A 25265-nucleotide genomic window follows, 5' to 3' on the forward strand; every position below is an offset into this window, starting at 1 on the left:
GCCGGCTTTTCCATCAGGATTCCGATGAATCTTCTGTTTCTTCCTTTTTTTCCTGGCGTTGGTTATTCGGAAGTTCATGGTGATCACGAATGCGCGATTCTATTTCCGTCGATACGGAGGGGTGCTCTTGTAAATATTGTTTTGCATTTTCACGGCCTTGGCCAAGCCTGTCGCCGTCATATGCATACCAAGCGCCGCTTTTTTGCACAATTTCCAAGTCTGTGGCGAGGTCCAGCAGTGAACCTTCCCGAGAGATGCCCTCCCCGTACATGATATCGACCTCTGCTTGACGAAACGGAGGAGCCACTTTATTTTTCACAATCTTTAAGCGTGTCTTGTTCCCGACCATCTCGTTTCCTTGTTTCAGCGCTTCAGCCCTTCGCACTTCCAATCGTACCGAGGAATAGAACTTCAACGCCCGTCCCCCGGGCGTCGTCTCGGGGCTACCGAACATGACGCCTACTTTCTCACGTATTTGATTGATAAATACCGCGATCGCGTTTGACTTGCTGATGGCCCCCGACAGCTTCCTTAATGCCTGGGACATGAGGCGAGCCTGTAAACCGACATGGGCATCGCCCATGTCCCCTTCGATTTCCGCTTTTGGTACGAGGGCCGCCACGGAATCCACCACAATAATATCAACAGCCCCGCTGCGAACGAGTGCCTCCGCAATTTCCAATCCCTGCTCCCCCGTGTCCGGTTGGGAAAGCAGGAGTTCGTCGGTATCAACACCAAGGGCGCGGGCATAAACCGGGTCGAGTGCGTGCTCCGCATCAATAAACGCCGCTTGTCCGCCTTCCCGCTGTGCTTCCGCAATGGCGTGCAAAGCAACGGTTGTCTTTCCGGAAGACTCCGGCCCGTATATTTCAACGACCCGTCCCCGCGGGTATCCGCCTACGCCAAGCGCGATATCAAGCGCTAACGTTCCGCTTGAAACCGTGGACACGCGTTTTTCCGTTTCGTCTCCCAACTTCATGACGGAACCTTTTCCGAATTGTTTTTCTATGCTTCGCAAGGCTTGATCAAGTGCTGCTTTTCTTTCACTCATGGCAATATACTCCTTTATACATATAAAATGATCATTTCATTATTTTTCGACAGGCATAAGACAGGCACCGATCGTTTCCCCTTTATTTATCATACCTTGTTTTTCATCATTTGCCAAGCATCATACGAACATTTATTCTTAAAAATTTAAATGAGAAAGGCCCCTCCGTGGAGGAGCCCGTTTGTCTTTAGCTAGAGACCGATGGGTTTGATGGTCGACGCTCACGGCGTTTCGGTTTTGGTTTTGCCGGCTCCAGGTTCACGCGCGCACCGTTTAAACGGGAGTGGCGCAATCCTTCATAAACAAAAGGAGCCACATCTTCCGGGACTTCCACGAACGTAAATTTTTCGAAAAGATCGATGCGACCGATCGATTTTTTTGAAATCCCGACAGCATCAGCTATTTCATCAACGAGTATTTTCGGAGTTAGGCTCACATTGCGGCCCACGTTCATAAAGAAACGGACCATGCCTTTTGCCGCGCCGGTATCTCCAAAATAATACCCTTCTTCGGAGATGTTATTTTCTGTTTGATAGTTCATTTTCAACAGCGCATCAATGATTTCCCGTGGTTGATACTGCTCAAGCAGTTCCAAGGTTAATTCATCAAAGATCGACGTCTCTTCGCTATGTTCAATGACGCCTGTGATTTGCTGTCGCCACGAGTCCTGCTGTTTCTCTACCACTTCTTCCAAAGTCGGGATATCTCGTGTTGGCAAGGACATCTTTATTTCTTTTTCAATCGAACGTAAATGCTTCATTTCCCGCGGAGTGACAAGCGTAAGCGCTTGGCCACTCTTGCCGGCACGCCCGGTTCGCCCGATACGATGGACATAGGATTCCGGATCTTGCGGGATATCATAGTTTATTACGTGCGTTACGTTTTGGACATCCAATCCGCGAGCAGCAACATCCGTCGCGACAAGATACTCAATCGTGCTTTCTCGAAACCTTTTCATGACCGCATCCCGCTGTGATTGGTTCAAATCACCGTGGAGGCCGTCGGCGAAATACCCCCGTGCCTGCAAGGATTCCGATAATTCTGCAACGCCTTTTTTCGTGCGGCAAAAAACAATCGCGAGTGCCGGATTGTAGCGGTCGATGACCCGGCAAAGCGATTCAAGTTTATTCTTTTCAAGCACTTTAAAATAAAGCTGTTCAATCGAGGGGGCTGTGACATCGCCTTTGCTGATGGACACAGTTTCAGGTTGTTTCATGTAGCGACGGGAAAGTTTGCGAATCGGATCGGGCATCGTGGCTGAAAACAGCATCGTTTGCCGGTCCTCATTCGTTTGTTTCAGAATCGATTCAATATCTTCGATAAAGCCCATGTCAAGCATTTCATCCGCTTCATCCAAGACAAGCGTCTGCACTTGATCAAGCTTTAACGTTTTTCTCCTCAAATGATCTTTCACGCGCCCGGGGGTCCCGATAACGACTTGCACCCCACGTTTAAGCGCTTTGATCTGGTGGCCGATCGATTGCCCGCCATAGACAGGCAGCGTTGTGACATGCAAGTGCGTAGAAAGCTTTTGTAATTCCCCGGCCACTTGGATGGCAAGTTCTCGGGTTGGCGTTAAAACGAGCGCCTGAACGTGTGAGGTGGCGTTCAGTTTTGTAAGCAGAGGAATCCCGAAGGCTGCCGTCTTTCCGGTCCCCGTTTGCGCTTGCCCAATCACATCTTTGTCATCCAGTGCTTTTGGTATCGCTTGCTCCTGAATCGGAGAAGGCTCTTCAAAGCCTATCTCCTTAATGGCTTTTTTCACTTCCGGTTTAATATGTTCACTTTCAAATACATTCATATTCTTCATCACCTTCTTCAATCAGTTAAGGATCCCGACGCCGCAGCAGGATACGGGTTGTAATGGGTTATCCCACTTCCCCCTCTCACCTCTCACCTCCCACCTCCAGCATGCAGGCACAAGCTTCTTTTACCGCCCTGCGTCGTATCGATGGCCGGTCCCCTCGTATATGTCGTTTAAAAACCTCGGTTTTATCCGGGTAGCTAATGCCGATAAAGACCGTTCCCGGTGAATGGCCTTCCTGAGGATCCGGACCGGCAACACCTGTTAACGAGACCCCTGTGTCTGTCCCGAACGCTTTTCTCACACCTTCTGCCATCTCTTTGGCACATGCTTCACTTACAGCGCCATGTTTTTGAAGGGTCGTTGCCTTCACATGGAGTTGCTTTTCTTTTGCCTCATTGCTATACGTCATCGCACCGCCGGCATAAACGTCAGACGCTCCGGGAACATCGGTGAACGATGCCCCGAGCAATCCTCCGCTTAAACTTTCGGCAACGGCCAGCGTCCATCCTTTCGAGCGTAAATAATCAAGCGCTCTTGAAAAGAGCGTGTCGTCATCATATCCATATAAAAAAGATCCGCATCGTTCCCAGACCGCGCTTTCCAACTCATCAAGCTTTTTTATGGCTTCGCCGCGGTCGGTCTTCTTCACCGTTAAACGTAACGTAACTTCATCTTGACCCGCGAGCGGTGCAATCGTCGGGTTCGTTTGCTGTGTGATTAAGTCATGGACACGGGCTTCCAATGCCGACTCGCCAATGCCGTAAAACTTAAGCACCCGCGACAACAAAAAATCACGCGATTCATTCATGGCATCCAGAAAAGGACTGACTTCTTCTTCAACCATCGTTTCCAACTCGTGTGGCGGACCCGGCAACAGAAAAAACCACGCATCTTCATGCTTATAAACCATACCGCAAGCCAAGCCCGCGCTGTTTTGAAACACGTGGGCTCCATCCGTATGAAGGGCCTGACGACGGTTTGCATCACTTACGGCTTGATTTCTCGATTGAAAAAAAGCTTCCACCTTATCGAGCGCCTGTTGGTCATAGACGAGGTTGAGGCCGTATTCCTCTGCCAGTGCGTTTCTTGTTACATCATCCTCTGTAGGTCCAAGGCCGCCGGTAAGAATAACGATGTCATTCTCTTTTGCGGCAATCCGAATCGCTTGTCGAATACGAGGCAAATTATCTCCAACGACCGTATGTTTATATATATTCACGCCATGGCCCATGAGTTGCTTTGAAAGGTACTGTCCGTTCGTGTTCGCTATTTGTCCAAGAAGTAGTTCGGTGCCTACGGCAATGATTTCCGCGTTCATGGATGGATCTCCTTCCAGTCATCTAAGCGTCATTGAACACATGTTTATTTTTCATAAAGTAATCGATGCCGGAAATTACCGTTAAAATGAGGGCAACCCACATCAACATCATCGCGAATGGCAATCCGAGGGCATCAAAAGGTGCATTGTGCACCATAAGGAAAAACATCGCAAGCATTTGAAAAAGCGTCTTTCCTTTGCCGAGGGAGCTGGCCGCGATGACCTTGCCTTCGGCAGCGGCCACAAGTCTCATCCCGGTTACGGCAAACTCGCGGCTAAGAATGACCACAGCAATCCACGCCGGCAAAATACTAACCTCTATAAGGGATAACAACGCTGCTGTTACGAGCAATTTATCCGCTAACGGGTCTAAAAATTTCCCGAAATTGCTGACGAGGTTACGGCTGCGCGCAAGATAGCCGTCGAGCCAATCCGTTCCCGCTGCAACGGCAAAAATAATTCCGGCAATCGCGTGGTTCACAGGCACTTCCGTCCCGAAGATATCTAAAGGGTCTCCCCATTGGAAGGGGAAAAGAAAAATCAGCATAAATATCGGGATGAATCCGATACGGATAGTCGTAATCTGGTTTGGCAGGTTCACGTAACGGGTCCTCCTCCAGGAACACTCTTTATTTTAACAAAAATTATAACAAAGGAAAATGCCAACGTCGGATGCCGGAATGTCAGAGGGGGGTCATTTCCTAAAACCCCTTCGCTTCTTCGATCTACCTTGATCTGACCTCTGACTTCTGATTTCTGTTGTCTGCATTCCGACCTCTGGTATTCGAGATCTGACCTTTGGAATAGCAGGCGTCATCGAGGGCGAGGGCAAAGGCAAGAAGTGGGGGGCTCCTACAAGGGTTCGTCCTCTTTTTCGATGGTAATACGCTGAAAATCCCTTTCAGAAGGGTCTATTTCATATTCCAACTCTTCGCCGTTCACATAAATCGTAAGGGCGGGTGTGTAGCCGGCATTTATGGTAATCGAGTCATGTTCACTAAAATCATAGTCTTGTTCTGAGGCCTCCGAAGGGGACTCCGCCGTCTCTACGATTGAAGTGTCATCATCCGGTTCTTCACGAAAATCGACATAACTATCTGCTTCTTCATCAAACTCAAGTGTTATTTCCACTGTATCGCTGTCTAACGTATAGATGGAATTATACCCCTCTGTCGTTTCCTCAAAGGTAAGTTGTCCATTTTCGCTTTCTCCGTTATTGCCGTTTTCTTCGTTTTCTTCATTATCCCCACCATCGTTCTCATTTTCGTCGTTGCCGTTCGTCTCTTGTGTCTCTTCTTCCTCGTCGCTCGTTTCATTCACGATATCTAGATCCCCGTTTTCTTCTTCCTCATTGGAAGCGAGGTTGCCATCGCCGCCGTCAATGTTGGAGAACCATATAACCGCGACGATCGAGACGAGGAAAAAAACAACCAGGATAGAAGGAAGGACACTGTTCTTTTTTTCCCCTTCTTGGGACGAACGTTTTGTTTTCGAACGTTCTGCTGTTCTGGAAGGAAGCTCCACCGACTCCTTTCTCGGTTTCGGCAGATCATGTTCAAAATCCGCAAACACTTCTTCCGGTTCGAGCTCCAGTGCTTCTGCATAACTTTTGATAAATGCCCGTGCATAGAAAGTGCCGGGCAAATCGTCATATCGCCCTTCTTCTATAGCCAGTAAATAGCGCTTTTGGATTTTCGTCCGTGTTTGGACTTCATCAAGCCCCCACCCTTTTTCTTCACGCTTTTCTTGTAGAAATTGCCCTAATTCAGCCATGCTAAACACCTACCAACTTAGCTAATATCAAAAGAGGAAAAACCCGATTCCACCATTTCATACGTGATTTCCTCATTTTCATTATTTCGCAGCTCAATGATACAATCAAAATCTTTTAATGTATATGCCGTTTCACGCACGAAAATATCCGGATGCTCCACCACCTTTACGGAAGATAAGGCCATAATCTCATCAACGAGGGTACGGTGCTTTTCCGGCGCACGCATGGTCGTAACGATCCCGTCAATGATATAGACGAGGTCCTCCCCGAATTCATCTTCGGGAAGCGTGCTTCTAATTGTTTGCCTTAACATTGTAGACGATATGAAAGACCAGTGTTTATTCGCAGAAACGCTCGCGGCTACGATTGATTCTGTCTTCCCTACTCTCGGCATCCCACGCACACCTACGAGATAATGGCGCTTCTCTTTAAACAGTTCCGCCAAAAAGTCAACCAACAATCCGAGTTCATCACGAACAAATCGATAGGTTTTTTTGTCTCCCACGTCTCTTTCAATATAACGGCCATGCATCACAGCCAACCGGTCTCGAAGCCTGGGAATCCGAAACTTTTTAAGTGAAATTGCATCCATGGTTTGCAATATGTCGCGCAGGCGCGTCACATGATCATCGCTGGCACTGCGAATCAACATGCCGCGACGATCATTTTCAATTCCGTTAATCGACACGATATTAATCGATAACATTCCAAGTAACGAAGAGATGTCCCCCATTAAGCCGGGACGGTTCTGACGAATCTGATATTCAAAATACCACTCTTTCTTTTCCATCCCGTTCCTCCTTCGTCATTGCCTATTTTATATATGTTTGTTTAACGTTGTCGATGGCATTGCACTTGTTGCCATTTTACGTTATTTTTTAGCATTTGAACAGGGCTAGGACGTTCTTTTTGTGAATGAACGGAAAAAGAACGATGATGGTGGAGGCCCCCGTGTTAGGTTCAAAAAAGCGTCACGAACATAGCGGCCTACAACTAGCATAGCTAAACTAGCTATACGTTCAATCGACCATCATAAGAATAAGCATCCTCAGACACAGAAAGCCGCGCCGAGGATGCTTCGGGGTGTACCATGTACCTTTATTTTTCCTGTACCAACTTCACCATTACATTTGCGATCGCATGTTGCTCTTGTTCATCAGCTACGTGCCACAGATCAGACAAAACTCGTTCTTGTTCGTTTTTCGGGTCTACGTTGTTCGCTAAATAATCGCCAACTTGGAAAGCTACATCGGAAATCGCATCATTTGTCATGCCATCTCCTTCGGCATTGTGCAAGCTGTCTCCCAAAAACGACTTCCACTGTTCCCAATTGTCTAATACGGACATGGATCGTTCCCTCCTTATCAGTCAAACTTCGTTTTACGTTCATAGTTTGACTTCAAGAATCAGAAAATATACACCGATTCTAAGAGAAGCAAGGCACAACTCAAAATGAGTGGCACAACTTTGCAAAAACCAAACGTTCCCATCTTCTTGTCTTCCCCTTCACCGATGATCGGGAAAATCACTGGGAAGAAAATTGGTCTGCAATCCTACACTACCCGCCCCAAGCGCCGTTCACGGAAAGCACATGTCCATTAATATAACCTGCTTCCGGACCGAGCAAATACGAACAAGCGCCCGCCACTTCTTCTACGGTTCCGAAGCGTCCAGCAGGGATAGCACCTTTCAATTCCGTTTTTTCTTCGCTGCTGAAGGCATCCATCATTTTCGTATCCACCACTCCCGGCGCCACTCCGTTAACAGTAATGTTAGACGGCGCAACTTCTTTGGCGAGGGCGCGAACGAATTGATTCAGTCCTCCCTTTGCCGCGGAATAGGCTACTTCACATGCTGCTCCCACATCTCCCCATATGGAAGAAAGGGCGACGATTCTGCCGTATTTTTGGCTAATCATAGGAGGGAGAAAGTGTTTAACGATACGCATCGGAGCGGTTACATTCAGCGTAACTAAATCAACCAGTTCCTCGTCTCCCATATCTGTAAATAGCCCGTAGTAGGATTGGCCGTTGGCGAAAACAAGATGGTCAACCGGCCCATGAACACTTGCGAAAAGGGCGTCCAGATCCTCTGTTGCTTGCAGATTCGCACCAATTAAAGCAGCTTTTGCCCCCTGTTTTTCACAGTGAGCGCGCACCTTCTCTGCCTCTGCTTCCCCTTGATGGTAATGCAGATACAGCTGTTGCCCGGGGGCAGCAAGCGCTTTGGCAATGGCAGCGCCAATGTCTCCGCTGCTCCCCGTAATTAAGGTCGTCCTCATGACCCGTCGCCTTCCACTTTCACGACCGAACTTCTTTCGGGACGGAAATGTCGATTCAAAATGTTTTCCAAGTCACCGATGGTCATTTTTTCAAGCGTCGGCACGACCTCAAAAAGCGTATCCCCGTTCATTTCATAGCGGGTGAACTGCGTCGCAATGAACTCAGGGCTGTTCAGTTGTTTCAGGAACGTCCCGATTTTCCGTTTTTTGGCGAGCCGCACTTCCTCTTCCCCTAATCCCTGTTGTTGATAAGCGTCCACCGTTTCATTCAACAAAGAAACGAGCCGGTCGGGATCTTTCGTGTCACCCCCAATGGCGGAAAACCCAAACGACCGCTCCATCGTAAAATCAGCGGAAAAACTATTGTCAATGACGCCTTCTTTATATAATTTTTCATAGGTGCTCGACCCAAGCCCAAACATCACGTCCAAGAGCAGTTGCACCCCTAATTCATACGCAAGCCCGGGCAGTGGGTATTGCTCATTGGGTTCTTTATACCCAAGCAAACATTTCGGTGTTTGCACGTTCATTTCAATCTTTTTTTCTCGCTCAAAACTTTCTTGTGGCTCAGCACCATACGTGCGCGCGAGCGTATCGGCTTCCGGGAATGATTTCTGCTCCTGATTGGCTTTCACGAGCTGAATCGTTTCCTCGGGATCCACCGGGCCGACCACAAACAAAACCATATTGGAAGGATGGTAAAACGTTTGATAGCACGTATATAACATATCCTTTGTAATGTCATCGATGGATTGGACGGTCCCAGCAATGTCAATACGCACCGGATTATTTTTGTAAAGCGCACTGATCAGTCCAAAAAATAACCGCCAGTCGGCGTCGTCGTTATACATGTTTATTTCCTGGCCGATGATCCCCTTTTCATTCTCCACCGTTTCCTCGGTAAAATACGGGGATTGTACAAAATCCAACAGCGTTTCTACATTTGCTTCTACTTCACTCGTGCCAGAAAATAAATAAGCCGTTCTCGTGAAACTGGTGAAGGCATTTGTTTGGGCACCACGCTTACTGAACATATCAAACGCGTCGCTCCCATCTTCCTCCTCAAAAAGTTTATGTTCAAGAAAATGAGCGATGCCGTCAGGAACTTGCAACATCTGATCACTGTTTATAGGGGTAAACGTTTGATCGATGGAGCCGTAGTCCGTGGTGAAAATAGAAAACGTCTTGTTATGGTCGGCTTTTGGCAGAACGTACACGTTTAGCCCATTGCTCAATCTCTCCATATAGATCGTTTCATCGATCTGCTCGTAATGCTGTTTCTCCATTTAAGCTGTTCCCTCCTCGGCGGTCAACAAGTAAACCGTGTCCAGTTGAATCGCTTTGGCAATGGAAATGACGGTGTCCATATCTACTGCCTCGATTTCCCGAAGGCGATCGTCCACTGTTCTGTTTGCTCCGCTAAGCACATTTTGATAGTTCATTTCAATTGCGCCGCGGGCACTGTCCACTTGTTCCAAGATTTGATTTTTAAGCATTTGCTTCGTCGTCGTCAGCTCTTCCTCGGTTATATCGCCGCGCTTCATTGCCTCCAACTGTTCTTGCATGATCCGGGCGGCCTTTTCGTATTGGTCGGGGGCAATACCGGCCATGGCAAAGACAATCCCTTTATAAGGTTCATAACGGGAAGCCGCATAATAGGCGAGGCTTTCTTTTTCCCGAACGTTCACGAATAATTTCGAGTGGGGATAAGCGCCAAGGATACCATTTGTCACGAGAACACCCGTGTATTCGCGGGAGCCGACCGTGTAAGGCACTCGAAAACCGAGGTGTAATTTCGCCTGTTGGATGGATTGTTTTTCCACAACCTCGTTTACCTGAGCCGGCGCGTCATGCATCGTTGCCGTTGAAGCAACGGTTTTCCCCGAGCCAACGTTCTCACCCGCGGAATGAATGGCGTCCGTGATTTCTTCTTTCGTGCCCGGGCCTGTAACAAACAAATCAAATTGATCGTTTCGAATCATACGCTCAAAAGTCTCTTGGAGCTCCTGATTGGTAAGGGCTTCTAATTCTTCAGCGGTACCGAAAGGGTGGACCCCAAAGGGTTCCTCCGCACACATTTCTTCCAGCATACGAATATTCGCATAGCGTGTTTTTTCATCGACAATGTTTCGAATCCGTTGCATGAGCACTTGCTTCTCTTCCTGAATGATGGTTTCAGGGAAGCCTTTTTCCGAACGATTGGGCTTTTGAATGACCGACAACAAAAACGCCAACGCTTTCGGCAAAAGGGGGGATTCGTTTTGTAAATACTTTTCACTTGCCACTTCCATGACAAAAGTCAGCACATGGTTTTCCCCTTTTTTTCCTACATCCGCATAAAAGGTTGCACCATACAAGTCATCAAGAAAATAGCGGATTTTTCTTCTACTTGGGAGTTCTTCGGTACCTGCTTGCAACACTTGCGCGAGAAGGGAGCGAGAAGCTGCCGTCTCCGCTTCCAAAGGGGCCTTTACGTGTAGCACGATCGTCGTCGTTTTGAATGTGTCGCTCGGTTGCCAGTGAACGCGAAGTCCGCCGGCGTTGAATTGTTCTTCTTCTGCCATTCTATCACCTTTTCTTTTGCATTAAGCGGAAAAACTCGGTATGCCCAACCAAGGCAAAGCCACCGTCTATCCACCGGCCTTTTATACTGTTTGATTACCTAACGTTCGTCAAATCATCGTTATCGGGAGGCTGATATAGCACTTGCCGCGGTTTTTTCCCTTCGTACGGTCCAACAATGCCCTGAGCCTCCATCTCGTCCACGAGGCGGGCGGCTCTTGTGTATCCGATACGAAAACGGCGCTGCAACATGGACACGGACGCGGAATTCATTTGCACAACGAGCGATACGGCATCATAATAAAGCTCATCTTCCGGATCGGCGCTTGTTTCCGGCACTTCTTCCGGCATCATCTCTTCCTGATACGCCGCCTTTTGTTGTTCCACAACATCGTTCACAACAGCCTCCACCTCTTCATCGGAGATAAACGCCCCTTGAATGCGCGTCGTTTTATTTGCACCAACCGGTATGAATAACATATCCCCACGGCCGAGCAACTTCTCGGCTCCGCCCGCATCCAAGATCGTACGGGAATCCGTCTGGCTGGAAACGCCAAACGCAATACGTGAAGGGATGTTGGCTTTAATGACACCGGTAATGACATCGACCGACGGGCGTTGGGTCGCGATGATCATGTGAATGCCCGCGGCTCTTGCCATCTGTGCCAGCCGCGTAATCGCGTCTTCCACATCAGAGGAAGCCACCATCATCAAGTCGGCCAGTTCATCGACAATCACGACAATATAAGGCAGCGTTGGCTGCTCTTCCTCTCCTTTCTCATTTTGCTTCCGGATCATTTCATTATACGCATCAATATTACGGGCGCCGCTATTCGAGAAAAGATCATAACGGCGTTCCATTTCAGCAACGACTTTTTTCAATGCCTGCGACGCCTTTTTCGGCTCGGTAACGACGGGGGTTAACAAATGGGGAATGCCATTATAGACATTCAACTCCACCATTTTCGGGTCAATCATCATTAGTTTGACCTCATGGGGCTTCGCTTTCATGAGTATGCTTGTGACAATGCCGTTGATGCAGACACTCTTCCCGCTCCCCGTCGCTCCCGCAACGAGCATGTGGGGCATTTTATGAAGCTCGGCGGTCATCGGTTCCCCGGAAATGTCCCGGCCTAAAGCGACGGACAATACATGGGAGCTTTGCGTTTTTTTCGATTCCAGCACTTCCCGCAAAGTAACCATCGAAATATCCTGATTGGGCACCTCTATCCCTACAGCGGCCTTCCCCGGAATCGGAGCTTCAATTCGTATGTCTTCTGCTGCAAGCGCCAAGGCAATATCATCGGTGAGACTGACTATTTTGCTCACCTTGACGCCTGTCGCCGGTTGCACTTCATATTTTGTGACCGCGGGTCCCAGATGGACCTCATTCACTTGTGCTTGTACCCCGAAACTTTGCAATGTGTCTTCCAGTTTTTTTGCATTTGAAGAGACATGACTGCGATCATTCGTCTGTTTGTTTTGAACAGGCGCGCTCAATAGCTTCACCTCCGGCAGCCGATAATCTTCGTTGGTCGTTTCAGAGGTTAATAGCGGGGCCGTTTCGCTATCTTTGCTGTCTCCTGTTTTCTTTTCCGTCGATGGTTTCGTCTGTACGTTTGTTGATTTCGCTGGCGTTTCCTTATAAGCCTGTTCCTGAAAATTGTGAATCACCGGACGTCCGTCTTCATTGGGTTTCCCCGTCCCGCTTGTCCGCGCGGCTTCCTTGCCGGACGTTGCCTGTTTCTTCGCTTCATTGGCTGTTTCAGTGGATTGAGGAGCTTGCCCGCTTCCCGATTGTCGACCTGTGCGGAAGTTCTTGAAAGATGCCACGAGTGTGGCATTAACTGCTTTCAGGCGATTATAAACCCACATTCCGCTATCTTTTAATGACGTTCCGCTTAACAAAATAAAACCGATCACGACAAGCAATAAGCTAATCACTTGCGTGCCCGGAACATCAACTAAAAATGTTCCGGTGGCATACCCTAACGCGCCGATCATCCCGCCGCCAAGATCATCGGCTTGGCCGGTCAAGTCCATCGTATAAAGCCGGAAGGTGTTCATCAGCACCGAACCATCTTGAAATGGGCCACTGTTTGCCAAGTTCTCGAAGAGGCCTAAATGGCTGTAAAGCAGAATGGTAAACATAATCGTATAAACGCCCGCCAATCGACGAGACCAAAAGCTCACGAAGGCACGCCGAAAAATAAGCGTAAGCGCAAATGCATATAAAAGCACAGTGAGAAAATGATGCCATTCCCCGGCAAAAAAACGAAAAAGTTGTATGATAATCGTTCCTACAGGGCCGTAAGAAAATGTGGCTATCACGGCGAGAGCGAGGAGAATCAATCCTGATAATTCAAATTTAAGTTGGCTCGTCCATTCCTGCTGTTTCTTTCTTCTGCGTTTTTTCTTTTTGGTCGCCAAAATATCCCCCTCCTTCCTGAACTCCTTTCATGATAACGTAAATATTTTACAATGGATGTCACTTCTTGCGATCAATGGTAACACCTGGTCATTATAACATAGACCCGAACCATCCTTCACGGCTTTTACGCTCTTTTCGATCACGACACACGAAAACAATGCAGCTGTTCCGCGCAATGATCAACGTTTTTTAATTTAAATTTTTCAGACTTCTTTGTATAAGGTTGGAAATTCCAACCCTGTGCCTCTATTCTTCGGTCTTCCATCTGCTTCCGGGCTGATACGCATCATTCAAATAGTCATTCGGATCCGGACTCACCAAACGTTGAACAATCCAAGCCCCTTCCTCGTTCTTTTGTAGCATTACCATGCCGGAAGGCGTATCTTTATATTTTACTTCCGTGTCGTTTTTCTCTGCCATAACGTCCTCGAGTGGAAGGTGGGTGTAGAGGGTCATTGCAACATCTCTCCTTGTTCCGCTTCTTTTTGCCGGATCAGTTCATTCAGCTTTCGAATGGCCGGTCCCACACCCCCGGGGGAATGGATCAGCCCATGATCGACGGCATCTTTTCCAATTACATTCGTACCAATGTCTCTGGAAAGGTTCCCCTTTGCAAACATTAATTCCCGAAACTTATCATCATCCACATTGGAATGACTCGTGACAAACTGAATGATGCGCTCCTGCATTTCCTCGATATATTCAAATGTTTGCGGCACGCCGACAACCATTCCATTTAATCGGATAGGATGGATCGTCATCGTCGCTGTTTCGGCAATAAAGGAGTGATCTCCCGCGACGGCGATGGGAACACCAATCGAATGCCCGCCACCAAGCACGATCGTAACCGAAGGCTTGTCCATGCTTGCCACCATTTCCGCGATCGCCAAACCTGCCTCCACATCGCCGCCAACGGTGTTTAACACGAGTAAAAGCCCTTTGATGTTTGGGTTTTGTTCAATCGCGACCAACTGGGGAATAATGTGCTCGTACTTGGTCGTTTTGTTTTGCGGCGGCAATTGCATATGTCCCTCGATTTGTCCGATCACCGTGATAACATGAACGTCCGAGTCCGCTTTCGGAACGTTCGTTTGCCCTAGCGACTGGATTTTATCGACGAGCCCCTGCGCCGTCTCATCGGACTGTTTATTTGGTTGCTCATTCGGTTGGTTCGATTCTTGTTGTTCTACCATATTACCTACCTCCTTTATGCCTTTTATTATTGGAGAGCTTTTGCTCATTCATACATTAGAAAAACTTGGCTTCCGCCAAGTCTTAATGGCGGAAGCCGTAGTTTTTCTTATACTATTATCTATAAAATTTTTATTTTCTTATGTGTAGAAAAATAATTGCAGCGGCACATTCGTTTCCCATACAATGGGATAAGTATACATTTTTCAAAATTGAAGGACGCTCATCCAAACAAGTGAACGCTACGTTCATATCCTGTCGTATATTCAATAAAAGGAGGATTATCCAAATGAGTTACTATCATAAAAGAAATAAGAAAGAATTTTACGACGTTGATCACAACATGAAAAAAGTTCATGTGAAAAATGATCACGACAACAAAAACCGTAATGACCTTGATAACGAGAACTTCTTAAAAGACAAGAATTACAATGTTAACCATTCAGAAGTTAAAAATAGCGGTAACGCTTATGTAGATGTTCACGTGGACTCAGAAGCTTTGGCACGCCTACGTGCAAAGACCGATCAAAATGTTAAGTCAAATCAGTCCATTGACGAGGGAGGACATGGGAAAAGATATTAATCATGGAGGTGTGCGAGGTGCTAAACCAATAGCACCTCTATGCCTTTTTGGATCAAGGGGAGGAATACATCGTGTACAGACGTAGTGACGTTATCCCACAGGTGGAATCTCAGTCATTGGTAAAAGAGAGCGGAAACTCGGATGTTGATGTGACGGTTAACGTCGAGACAACGGCCCTCGCTTATGCACTTGCTTGTTATTATTACGCGGACGGACGACTGGATAAAAAGCAATACGAAACGATGCTCAGGGAAATGGATCACCAATTTGAAAATCGTGGATTTAAAACATCGCGATCGGCAGAAAATGATCGGCCGGCTCAACACCGTCCATTTTGGCTTCAATAATAAAAAATGCTTGCTCCCCATTTTTCGGAAGCAAGCATTTTTATTTTACCATGCGTTCTGATTCACACTTCCATAATAATCGGCAAAATCATCGGTCGCCGTTTTGTTTTATCAAAAAGGTAACGGCTAAGGACGTCGCGAACGTTGCTTTTTAACGATGACCACTCGTTTACGTTATCCTCCATGCACTCGCGCAACGTTTCGGTCACCTTTTGTTTCGCTTCATCCAACAATTCTTCGGATTCTCGGACATAAACGAATCCGCGGGAGATAATGTCAGGGCCTGAAACAAAGGCATTGGTTTTTTTATTTAAAGTGACTACGACAACAAGGATGCCATCCTTGGACAACAACCGACGGTCCCTCAATACGATATTTCCTACGTCGCCGATGCCAAGGCCATCGACGAGAACATTTCCTGCCTGGACTTTCGTGCTTTTGGTCGCATTTTTTTCTTCAAGCTGCAACACTTCTCCGTTTTGCAGCAAATGGATTCGTTCGGGACGAACACCGGTCGTTTTCGCCAAATTTCCGTGGGCGATTTGCATACGGTATTCTCCTTGAATCGGGACAAAATGGCGCGGCTTCATAAGATTAAGCATAAGCATGAGTTCTTCTTGGCTGGCGTGTCCGGATACATTCACATTTTTATCGGAGTGAACGACTTCTGCTCCGACTCTATAAAGAAAATCCACCACACGTCCAATCGATTTTTCCTTTCCCGGGGTCGGGCTTGCCGAAATCACGACGGTATCCTTCGGCATAATCGAAAGTTGACGGTCGGTTCCTTTCGCCATTCGATGCAATCCGGAGGTAGGCTCCCCTTGGCTGCCTGTGGAAATTATCGCGATGTTTTCCCCTTTATGCTTGGACAATTCTTCGACATTAATCATTAATTGTTTGGGGACACGCAAATAACCGAGCCGCTTGGAAATTTGGATATTTTTCTTCATCGACTCGCCGACCACTGCTACTTTACGATTCGTTTCCTTGGCTGCATCAATGACTTGTTGGATACGGTATATATTTGATGCATACGTACTGACAATCACTCGGCCCATTGCTTCCCGAAACACTGCTTTCATTCCCGGTTCCGTTTCTTTTTCCGAAGGAGTTGTGCCCGGGATTTCCGCGTTGGTGCTATCAGACAATAGGCAGAGGACGCCTTTTTTTCCATATTGTGTCATTCTGCCGACATCGGCAAATTTGTGATCCGCAGGTGTCTGGTCAAATTTAAAATCTCCGGTGTATACCACGTATCCCTGTGGGGTTTCAAGGGCAACACCGACACAATCGGGAATGCTGTGGCTGACCCTGAAAAATTCAACTTTCACGTTGCCGATTTTCACTTTATCCCCTGAAGAAACGGTTTTCAATTCCGTTTTCTTTAGCAGGTTCTGGGCTTTCAGATCCCCTTCAATAAGGCCGAGGGTCAGCTTTGTGCCATACACGGGCACCTGTAGTTTTCGTAACACATAAGGCAAAGCGCCACAGTGATCTTCGTGCCCGTGGGAGAGAATTATTCCTTTCACACGATCGCTATTTTGGACGAGATAAGATATATCGGCAATGACAATGTCGACGCCGAGCATATCATCTTCCGGAATCATTTGACCCGCGTCCAAAACGATCATTTCATCGTTCACTTCCACTACGTACATATTTTTGCCTGTTTCACCAAGTCCGCCCAAGGCAAAAACACGTACTTTACTTGTCGATTCATGCTTCGGCAATATCAGTTCCTCCTATTGTTATGTTTGGCCATCGTTGTCCGTCAAAACGATGTAGCTCGCTGCGTTACTCATTCTGGATGCCAGCAGTGAGAATATGTCCGTTTTTTCTTCCCACTTTTCTCCACGCTTAAAGCTTAATGTTTCCCGAACGAATGAACTGCTAGTTAGTATACCCTAATTGCCCGCTTCAAGACAAGCAGAATGACTGCGATTTTTTTTGTGTAGCACTTTACGTGTATGAAAAAACGGGGGCAAGAAGAGCGGGGAAGGTTTTGAAAATGTACGCTTATCGCCAAGATGCAAAGTGAGAAGGTCATACGTTCTATATATCGGCGAGACCGCCAAAAAAAGATCGATGGACGTTTCCTCCCCGGTTTTGAGGCCAAAATTTTCGCATAGTCTTGATTTTGTCTTCATTTTTCCCCTTCAAAGACAAAATATTTGTAATATATATAATTTTGTCGTTAATCTACCGGTTTGAAGACAAAACTTCCGCGCCAGCCGTAATTTTGTCCTTATACGCGTTTTTCAAGGACAAAACTATCGCATTGCTCGTTTTTTTGTCTTTAGTATCACCCGATTACAAGCGCCATCAACCCAAAAAAGAAGAGGCACTAAAAACCTCTTCTCCCGCTTAATTTTTTATTCGGAAATCCGCCGTTCATGGTTCTGACTATCTGCTAAATGGAACACGCCATGAAGCGCGTTGACAGCCCCGTGCATCTCTTCGTCACGAACGAGCACCCAAATGGTAGTATGAGAATCCGTTGCTTGCAAAATATCAATCCCCGCTTGATAAAGCGCGCTCGTCATTCGTGATACAACTCCGGGAACGCCGGTCATTCCGGCCCCGACCGCTGAAACCTTTGCGCACCCTTGCAATAGTTTCTGTGGATAGTTCATGTCATTGAGATTTTGTTCCACGAGTTGGCTTTTCCCTTCCGGAACGGTGAATACGATCGACGTTGGGTCAATATTAATAAAATCGACACTTACCCCTTCTGCCGCCATACGCTCAAAAATGACCGAAGCCGCTTGCATATCCTCCTGCTGTTTAGGCACAATCACTTGCGTAATCCGACGGACATACGTGATACCGGTCACGAGGCCTTCCCGAACATCGCTTCCCGGCGTATGAGTTTGAGCGGTCGTGATGAGGGTGCCGCCATTGGACGCGGAGGACAGCGAGCGAATACGGATCGGAACTTTTGCGTGCATAGCGATTTCTACCGCTCGTGGATGGATGACTTTCGCACCCTGGTGAGCCAAATTTGAGACTTCCGTATACGTTAACGTCTTCATTGGACGCGCATCGCCCACGATACGCGGATCGGCGGTCATAATGCCGTCAACGTCCGTGAAAATATCCACGAATTCTGCCTGCAAAGCAGCACCGAGTGCAGTTGCGGAAGTATCACTTCCCCCGCGGCCAAGCGTCGTCGTTTCCCCGCTTTCCGATTCTCCCTGAAAACCGGCAACAACAACGACGTCCACCTCTTCCAAACGCTTGCGCAAATGCCGCGTATCCATTTCTGTTATGCGGGCGCTGCCAAACTCTTCTGTCGTGCGAAACCCAGCCTGTTTGCCGGTAAGCGCGGATGCCTTCAGGCCTTCTGCAATCAATAAGTTCGTAAACACGACAGAGGAAATCACTTCGCCGGTGGATTGCAACATGTCACGTTCACGTTTTGGCAGGGCTGAGTCACCTTCGGAAATCAAGTTTAACAACGTATCCGTTGCATAGGGATCATTCATGCGTCCCATTGCAGATACGACCACCACCACTTTGAACCCGGACTGCATCGCGCTTTTAACGTGACCGGCAGCTTTTTGGCGGAGCGTCTCCGATTGGACAGACGATCCGCCATATTTTTGCACTGTAATTCTCATCGCTTGGTAAGTCCCAACTCAACGAGACTTTCTGCAATTTGTACAGAGTTGAATGCCGCTCCCTTTAACAAATTATCGGAAACGACCCAAAGGTGATAGCCATTTTCTGCATCAAGATCTTGGCGCACACGTCCGACGAAAACATCCGGCAATCCTTTTGCATCTGTCGCAAGCGGGTATGTCTGTGTAGCTGGATCATCTTGTAAGGTGATACCCGCGCCCTCTTTCAGGACCCCTTGCATATCTTTTGCCGTCGCGCCACCCTTTTCTGTTTCCACATACACAGACTCCGAGTGGGACGTTTCGACGGGCAAGCGTACGCACGTCGCTGAAACGGGGAGATCAGAATCGTTCAGAATTTTTTTCGTCTCATTGACCATTTTCATCTCTTCAAACGTATACCCGTTATCTTGAAAGACATCAATTTGTGGAATCGCGTTAAAAGCGATTTGATAATGCTTTTCATCTTTGGATACCGGTAGCAATTCCGGCGAAATGGCTTCGTCATTTAAAATTTGCTGTGTTTGTTCATACATCTCATCCACAGCACTCAACCCCGCGCCTGAAACGGCCTGATAGGTGGAGACAATGACTTTTTTCAATCCATAAGCTTTCTTGATCGGCTCCAGCGCCACGACCATTTGGATCGTGGAACAATTCGGATTGGCGACGATGCCCTGATGCTTGTGGAGATCGCCCTCATTGACTTCAGGGACGACGAGCGGCACCTGTTCATCCAGCCGATAAGCGCTCGTATTATCGATCACCGTTGCTCCCCGCTTGACAGCCTCCGGCGCCAATTGTTTTGATACAGAACCCCCGGCGGAAAAAAATGCAATGTCTACCCCGTCGAATTGTTCGGGTGTAGCTTCTTCAACCGTAAGTGTTTCTCCGTTGAAATCGATTTTCTTTCCCGCTGATCGCGGGGACGATAACACTTTCAACGTTTTGATCGGAAATGATCGTTCAGCGAGTGTTGTTAGCAGCTGTTGCCCGACTGCGCCTGTTGCTCCAACAAGTGCTACATTTAATCCTTCTTTTTTTACCATACTCCGGTACCTCCTCGATTGTTTTGCTAATCTTAAACAAAGTCATTTACACGTTTCATTGTTAAAATAAGAACTCTGTCCTTAAAATATAAGAATATCGGTATTTTGGCAACAGCTATGAGCGACTAATCATTAAACTTTTCAATGATGAGCGGTTGATATTGTTCCCCACGTATCGCTGCTTCAATGGTTTGCGGTATATCTTCCATTCTCGAGACGAGAGATGTAGGTTTCTTATAAGGATGATCCTGGCCGAGCGGAACGAAATACACATGATGCATTTGCAACAATTTCGCCAAATTGGTGGCGTTTAGTCCGAGGGCATCATTTGTGGAAATAGCCAAGACTACCGGAGCGCTGTTTCTTAAGGTTGCTTTTGCCGCCATTAATACCGGAGAATCGGTTTGGGCATTGGCAAATTTGCTCATGGAACTTCCGGTCATCGGTGCGATTACCATCGCATCCAGCGGTGTTTTCGGACCATAGGGCTCTGCTTTTGGGATTGAGTTTACCGCTTCTTGGCCAGCGGCCTTTTCAATGGACTCCAGCCAGTGGTTGGCGGTTCCGAATTTTGAATCTGTCGTTTGCACCGTATGACTTACAAAAGGGGTCACTTCCGCCCCTTCATCTTGAAGCCCGTTAATCATCGGAATCACTTCTTCCAACGTGCAGTGGGATCCTGTCAATCCAAAACCGATCCGTTTCCCGTCGAGCAACATCTCCATCATCCTTTCTTATTTTCAGCGTTCAGTATCGCCAACGTTATAATGGCGAGAATCTCCCCGGCCGTTTCGGGAGCTACTTTTCCCGGTAATCCCGGCGCTTCTTGCGCATGTAATCCAAGTTGACCGGCAGCTTCCATGTCAACACCTCCAGGGCGACTCGCGATGTCAAGGACATAGCAATTTTCCTTTACACAAGGTAATGTATCTTTCGTAAGAATGGGTACCGGAATGGTGTTGATGCAAATATCGGCACACGCAAGTTCCGTTTCCATGCTGCGTAAACTTATTGAAAAATGGCCTGCTTGATGAGCTCTTGCCTTTTCGGTATCATCATCTGTCCCAACGGTTACTTTTGCTCCAACCGATTGAAAAAGGTCGGCAATCGTCATTCCACAACGGCCAAAACCAAGGATGACAACAGATGCTTTGTGCACGGTAACCGTTGTGTGCTGCATCGCCAGCATCAATGCCCCCTCCGCTGTTGGAACAGAATTGTAAACAGCGACATCATCCCTTTCCATCCAACAGATGAGGGTTTCTTCCATGTCCTTGAGAAATTCCGTTCGGATGCCGGAGAAAATAATACAGTTATTTGGCTTTTTTGTAAGCATTTCCCGGGTAACGATCAGCGCTTCCGGTGCATATTGCGCTTCTACCTTTCCGTCCGCGTCCACCCCACTGACGGGGAAAAGGATCGCGTTCAATTGCTCCCAAGGCACTGCCGATAATGGATGTGCGGTCACATTGGCATCCGGGAAAGAGCATTGGTCAAATCCGACCACCGTGATATGAGCAACAGTTTTTTTCAATCGATGCACAAGTTCCACTTGGCGGCGATCTCCCCCGATGACAGCGACATGTACGATGAGCTTCACCTCCTTTTGACCATTGCCCTATAGATTATGAGCAGACGCACAGTTCTGTGCGGTTTTTCAGCTTTTCAAAACGTCTAATAAGTATATTGCAAGGCAGGGGAGGCAATGAGTGCGTGGTGGCTTTGTGATATTGGCGGAAAAAACTGCTTTTCAGGGATCGAGAAGTGATCCATGGCCATCTCCCGCATAACAAAAAGGGGAAAATAAACGAGGCAAAACACTTGCACCAACGATCGCAAAACGGCTGAATTGAGCGGTCATCGCTTCCGATTCTGTGTAAGGCCGTCTGTTGGGACCATGTCTCGGTTAATTAGCGGGAATGTTTTGGCCTCGCTCCCCTTGCGTGAGGACATTTTGCACCACCCACAGCCGTCTTTGTGGCCGAATGGCTTAAATTCAATCAAATTCCCATCATGGTCCCTAAAAAGTGAAAAAAGACCCCCAAAAGGAGCCTTTTTTCATAGTCGTCTTACACATTCACACCGAACGATTGACAATAATCATGTCTTCACCAATCGTATGAATATGATGCCAGCGAATCTCGAGCGTTTCTTCATTTTTTCGGAAAGGACTCCATCTCGTTGTTGGAAACAAGAACGCTTCAATTTCACCGGTCGAAGCATTGACACGTGCATCTAATCTTCCGGGAACGCCAAGACGCTCGCCTTGTTCAAAATCAACAATTTCTTTTGCACTCATTTCGCTTAATCGCATACGATCCCCCCTTGTTAGGTGTTTGAGAGAGCCGATCGCCGGCGGCCGCACAAGTCGCGTTCTTTAAAAATTTATGCCAATGGCGACAATTTAGAACGACCCTTCGTTGACACTCCCACAGTTAAAGCAATGGGATTCTAAAGTGCTAAACCGTTCTCCATCCATTTCTGCTTCGAACTAGCCTTTAGTTAAGGGCTGTGTCATCAGCCCGTCCTGTTTCGTTCTAAATACCTTCGGTATTCATGTGCCTTACAGGCGGTGGTACTGTTACCATAACACTAGGTTTTAAGCTGTTTTATCCGACAGCCCACTTACAGCTTTATGTTCATCGCAGCGTTTACATCCGAGTGGTTTGTATACGCACATTTCACGCAAGAAACGTATGTTTCTTTCGATTGCTTTTATCGGTATGACCACATTTACACATTTGCGATGTGTGGTGTGTATATTCATCATAACCCAATAGCCAATTCGAGAATTGTGTATTCAGGACAGTCATTTTTTCAAATATTTCTTTTTTCTTTTGCGTTGGTTTTAGCAATTCTAACTTCAAAGAAATCGCCTCGTGAATATCTTGTCACACGAACATACGCTTGTATAAAAATACACCTAAAAAAAGCGATTCATCCCACTCCTAAAGAAGTGGGCTTTTTCGCTTTATTCTCGGTAATTTTCCGTCCGGGCTTATGATCGATAGGGCATAATCTTTCTCATAAACTTTCTTCGCGACTTCTTGGATATCTCGCGTCGTCACGGCATCTATTCGTTCCGTTACCGTGTCCAGCGAAGGGTGGCTTTCGAGGCTCAACTCATTTTTTCCGTTTCGGCTCATCCGACTGCTCGTGCTTTCCAATCCAAGAACCATGCTTCCTTGCACTTGAGATTTTACATTATCCAAATCTTTGCCACTTACCTGTTCATCGGCAAAATGCTCGACCATCGACAAAATCGCCTCTAAAACTTCATCCACATGCGTTGGAGCGGTTCCGGCGTAAACCGTTAACATCCCTCCGTCGCGATAAGCTAAATGATCGGAAAACACGGCATACGCAAGCCCACGCTGTTCCCGGATTTCTTGGAACAAGCGGCTGCTCATGCTCCCTCCCAATAATTGATTGAATAAGACCATCCCATAAATGTTATCTTCGTGAATAGGGACTCCGTTAAAACCGAGACAAAGATGGGCCTGCTCAATCCTTTTTCCCCGTGCTTCCTTTTTGTTGAGCAGTACAGGCGGTGCTTCATGCCAAGTGGAGGCCTCTTTTGCCGAGAAGGCGGAAAATTGAGATTCTGCAAAAGATAACAGTCCATCATCGATTTTTCCCGCCATTGATAGAACGACGTTATCAGGCCTGTAATGGGTATGAATAAAATCATATAATTGTTCACGGCTAAAGGTGGGGACCGTTTTTTCCGTACCAAGGATCGGTCGGCTTAAAGGATGGCTACCGTAAGCGACGGCATCGAGATCATCATGCACAACATCATCGGCTGTATCCTCCACCATGCGGATTTCTTCCAGTACGACATTCCGTTCTTTTGCCAACTCGTCTTCATCAAAAACGGAGTTAAAAAACATGTCACTTAAAATCTCCACGGCTTCTTTCCCGTGTTTATCCATTACTTTCGCGTAAAAACATGTATATTCTTTCGCCGTAAAGGCGTTTACATATCCGCCGATACGGTCAAAGCTTTCTGCGATCTCGGTGGCCGATCTTGTTTTTGTTCCCTTAAAAAGCATATGTTCAAGAAAATGGGTCATGCCGTTTTCTGCTTCATTTTCATCCCTCGATCCCGTGTATATCCATATGCCGATGGCAAGCGAGCGTACATGTTCCATCGGTTCATAAACGAGGCGAAGCCCGTTTGGCAAATTCATTCGTTGAACAATAACTCATCGTCCTCCTCTTCCTCTGTTTGTTTTTGTGATAGGGTCACGCGATTTTCGCTCATGACGTTTGAGATCGTTCCAATCTCCAAATCCTTGCCCCGAATCTGCTCAATCATCGTGCCGATGCCTTTAGCTGTCGGTTTTGTCGGGTGCATCAGGACAGTTGCTCCCGGGTGGATTTGATTCGTGACTCGTTCCACCATAGCATCTGGGTCAGGGTTTTGCCAATCAATCGTATCGACGGTCCAAAGCACGGTATACATGTCCAGTTCGCGGGCAATTTCCACCACTTCGTTACTGAAACTTCCCGATGGCGGAGTAAACCATTGCGGCTTTTCATTTAACGTTGCTGCAATCACTTCATTTGTGTCCTCCAATTCGCTTCTTATTTCTTCCGTTGATAAAGAAGCCATATCAGCATGAGAATAAGCATGGTTGCCGATTTCATGGCCTTCTTCCTTAATCATGCGAGCGAGACGCGGATAGTCGCGAACCCAAGCCCCCTCCAGGAAAAAAGTTGCCTCTACGTCTTGTTCGTTTAATTCATTTAAAATTGCCGGAAGGTGTTCGTTTCCCCAAGCAACATTTATGACTAAGCCGACCATCGGCTTGTTCGGATTCGCTTTATAAAATGGCGTTGGCGGCAAATCTTCGTAGGAAACTTCAGGGGTCCTATCACGGAATACAAGAAGTTCCTCGGCGTAGCGGTCATGATCTTTCATGTTTTCGTATGATTCGGAAACATCAATCACACGACCGTTATAACCGGGGACTCCTTTCCAAACGTCATCAATGAAAGCGTCAATGGGGGGTTCATTGAACTCCTCTTCCGCCTCTTGGATCTGCTGGCGGATGTCTTGTCCGCTTTCTTCCGTTTGCAATTCTTCTGCTTCTTCTGTCCATGTATCCACCGTGTCCTCCGATGTATGCGGAATTTGCCAAGCGGTAAAACCTACAATGACAACGAGAAAGCCTATGAATAGTTGCAAAAATCTCGTTTTAAACATCATTTCGCTCCCCCCTCGTCCCATTTTATGCGAGAG

General features: G+C 47.3%; 23 protein-coding genes. 2 read left to right on the plus strand and 21 right to left on the minus strand.

What is annotated here, in order from left to right:
- Window positions 1-13: 13 nt before the first annotated feature.
- The 13 genes from recA to DT065_RS02985 all read right to left on the minus strand — a co-directional run bounded on the left by recA (window position 14) and on the right by DT065_RS02985 (window position 14417).
- A complete protein-coding gene (gene recA, locus DT065_RS02925) occupies window positions 14-1051 on the minus strand; it encodes a recombinase RecA (protein ID WP_114370724.1) in 1038 nt (345 codons plus the stop codon).
- A gap of 187 nt (window positions 1052-1238) precedes the next feature.
- On the minus strand, window positions 1239-2852 hold the full coding sequence (locus DT065_RS02930) for a DEAD/DEAH box helicase (protein WP_114370726.1): 1614 nt from the start codon (window positions 2850-2852) through the stop codon (window positions 1239-1241).
- 85 nt (window positions 2853-2937) lie between these two features.
- Window positions 2938-4176, minus strand: coding sequence for a competence/damage-inducible protein A (locus DT065_RS02935; RefSeq protein ID WP_114370728.1), 1239 nt, complete (start codon window positions 4174-4176; stop codon window positions 2938-2940).
- Between the two features lie 22 nt (window positions 4177-4198).
- Entirely contained in the window at window positions 4199-4777 is a 579-nt protein-coding gene (pgsA, locus tag DT065_RS02940; RefSeq protein ID WP_114370730.1) for a CDP-diacylglycerol--glycerol-3-phosphate 3-phosphatidyltransferase, read from the minus strand.
- A 251-nt stretch (window positions 4778-5028) separates the two neighbouring features.
- Complete coding sequence (locus DT065_RS02945; RefSeq protein ID WP_114370731.1) at window positions 5029-5949, minus strand: helix-turn-helix domain-containing protein; 921 nt, start codon at window positions 5947-5949, stop codon at window positions 5029-5031.
- A 17-nt stretch (window positions 5950-5966) separates the two neighbouring features.
- Complete coding sequence (locus DT065_RS02950; protein WP_114370733.1) at window positions 5967-6740, minus strand: DUF3388 domain-containing protein; 774 nt, start codon at window positions 6738-6740, stop codon at window positions 5967-5969.
- Between the two features lie 308 nt (window positions 6741-7048).
- Window positions 7049-7297, minus strand: coding sequence for a DUF3243 domain-containing protein (locus DT065_RS02955; protein ID WP_114370735.1), 249 nt, complete (start codon window positions 7295-7297; stop codon window positions 7049-7051).
- Between the two features lie 211 nt (window positions 7298-7508).
- Window positions 7509-8231, minus strand: a complete 723-nt coding sequence (ymfI, locus tag DT065_RS02960) for an elongation factor P 5-aminopentanone reductase (RefSeq protein ID WP_114370737.1) — start codon at window positions 8229-8231, stop codon at window positions 7509-7511.
- Window positions 8228-9517: an EF-P 5-aminopentanol modification-associated protein YfmH gene (gene yfmH / locus DT065_RS02965; RefSeq protein WP_114370739.1), complete on the minus strand. Its 1290-nt coding sequence runs from the start codon at window positions 9515-9517 to the stop codon at window positions 8228-8230. Before yfmH ends, ymfI begins: the two co-directional genes overlap by 4 nt.
- A complete protein-coding gene (gene yfmF, locus DT065_RS02970) occupies window positions 9518-10795 on the minus strand; it encodes an EF-P 5-aminopentanol modification-associated protein YfmF (RefSeq protein ID WP_114370741.1) in 1278 nt (425 codons plus the stop codon).
- A 94-nt stretch (window positions 10796-10889) separates the two neighbouring features.
- Window positions 10890-13223, minus strand: coding sequence for an FtsK/SpoIIIE family DNA translocase (locus DT065_RS02975; RefSeq protein WP_114370743.1), 2334 nt, complete (start codon window positions 13221-13223; stop codon window positions 10890-10892).
- A 247-nt stretch (window positions 13224-13470) separates the two neighbouring features.
- Window positions 13471-13680, minus strand: a complete 210-nt coding sequence (locus DT065_RS02980; protein ID WP_114370744.1) for a YlzJ-like family protein — start codon at window positions 13678-13680, stop codon at window positions 13471-13473.
- A complete protein-coding gene (locus tag DT065_RS02985; RefSeq protein WP_114370746.1) occupies window positions 13677-14417 on the minus strand; it encodes a ClpP family protease in 741 nt (246 codons plus the stop codon). Before DT065_RS02985 ends, DT065_RS02980 begins: the two co-directional genes overlap by 4 nt.
- Window positions 14418-14704: 287 nt before the next feature.
- Here DT065_RS02985 and DT065_RS02990 point away from each other — a divergent pair, with 287 nt between their 5' ends.
- Complete coding sequence (locus tag DT065_RS02990; RefSeq protein WP_114370748.1) at window positions 14705-14998, plus strand: hypothetical protein; 294 nt, start codon at window positions 14705-14707, stop codon at window positions 14996-14998.
- Window positions 14999-15069: 71 nt separating this feature from the next.
- Window positions 15070-15345, plus strand: a complete 276-nt coding sequence (locus DT065_RS02995; RefSeq protein ID WP_160112374.1) for a hypothetical protein — start codon at window positions 15070-15072, stop codon at window positions 15343-15345.
- Window positions 15346-15407: 62 nt separating this feature from the next.
- On the opposite strand, the gene DT065_RS03000 is transcribed toward DT065_RS02995, so the two are convergent.
- From DT065_RS03000 to DT065_RS03045, 8 genes are all read right to left on the minus strand, one after another.
- On the minus strand, window positions 15408-17078 hold the full coding sequence (locus DT065_RS03000; RefSeq protein ID WP_114370752.1) for a ribonuclease J: 1671 nt from the start codon (window positions 17076-17078) through the stop codon (window positions 15408-15410).
- Between the two features lie 642 nt (window positions 17079-17720).
- The gene (dapG, locus tag DT065_RS03010) at window positions 17721-18968 is read right to left on the minus strand and encodes an aspartate kinase (RefSeq protein WP_114370756.1); all 1248 of its coding nucleotides are present in this window, start codon (window positions 18966-18968) and stop codon (window positions 17721-17723) included.
- Window positions 18965-20017: an aspartate-semialdehyde dehydrogenase gene (gene asd, locus DT065_RS03015; protein ID WP_114370758.1), complete on the minus strand. Its 1053-nt coding sequence runs from the start codon at window positions 20015-20017 to the stop codon at window positions 18965-18967. Before asd ends, dapG begins: the two co-directional genes overlap by 4 nt.
- A 125-nt stretch (window positions 20018-20142) precedes the next feature.
- On the minus strand, window positions 20143-20736 hold the full coding sequence (locus DT065_RS03020; protein WP_114370760.1) for a dipicolinate synthase subunit B: 594 nt from the start codon (window positions 20734-20736) through the stop codon (window positions 20143-20145).
- Window positions 20737-20741: 5 nt separating this feature from the next.
- Window positions 20742-21617: a dipicolinate synthase subunit DpsA gene (dpsA, locus tag DT065_RS03025; protein WP_114370761.1), complete on the minus strand. Its 876-nt coding sequence runs from the start codon at window positions 21615-21617 to the stop codon at window positions 20742-20744.
- A 477-nt stretch (window positions 21618-22094) separates the two neighbouring features.
- Window positions 22095-22331: a YlmC/YmxH family sporulation protein gene (locus DT065_RS03030; RefSeq protein WP_114370763.1), complete on the minus strand. Its 237-nt coding sequence runs from the start codon at window positions 22329-22331 to the stop codon at window positions 22095-22097.
- Between the two features lie 634 nt (window positions 22332-22965).
- On the minus strand, window positions 22966-24210 hold the full coding sequence (locus DT065_RS03040; protein WP_114370767.1) for a M16 family metallopeptidase: 1245 nt from the start codon (window positions 24208-24210) through the stop codon (window positions 22966-22968).
- Window positions 24207-25232 (minus strand): polysaccharide deacetylase family protein, encoded by a 1026-nt coding sequence (locus DT065_RS03045; RefSeq protein WP_227002709.1) that lies wholly within the window; start codon window positions 25230-25232, stop codon window positions 24207-24209. The genes DT065_RS03040 and DT065_RS03045 overlap by 4 nt, the downstream gene beginning before the upstream one ends.
- Window positions 25233-25265 lie beyond the last annotated feature (33 nt).

It is taken from the genome of Salicibibacter kimchii (assembly GCF_003336365.1).
Classification (GTDB): domain Bacteria; phylum Bacillota; class Bacilli; order Bacillales; family Marinococcaceae; genus Salicibibacter; species Salicibibacter kimchii.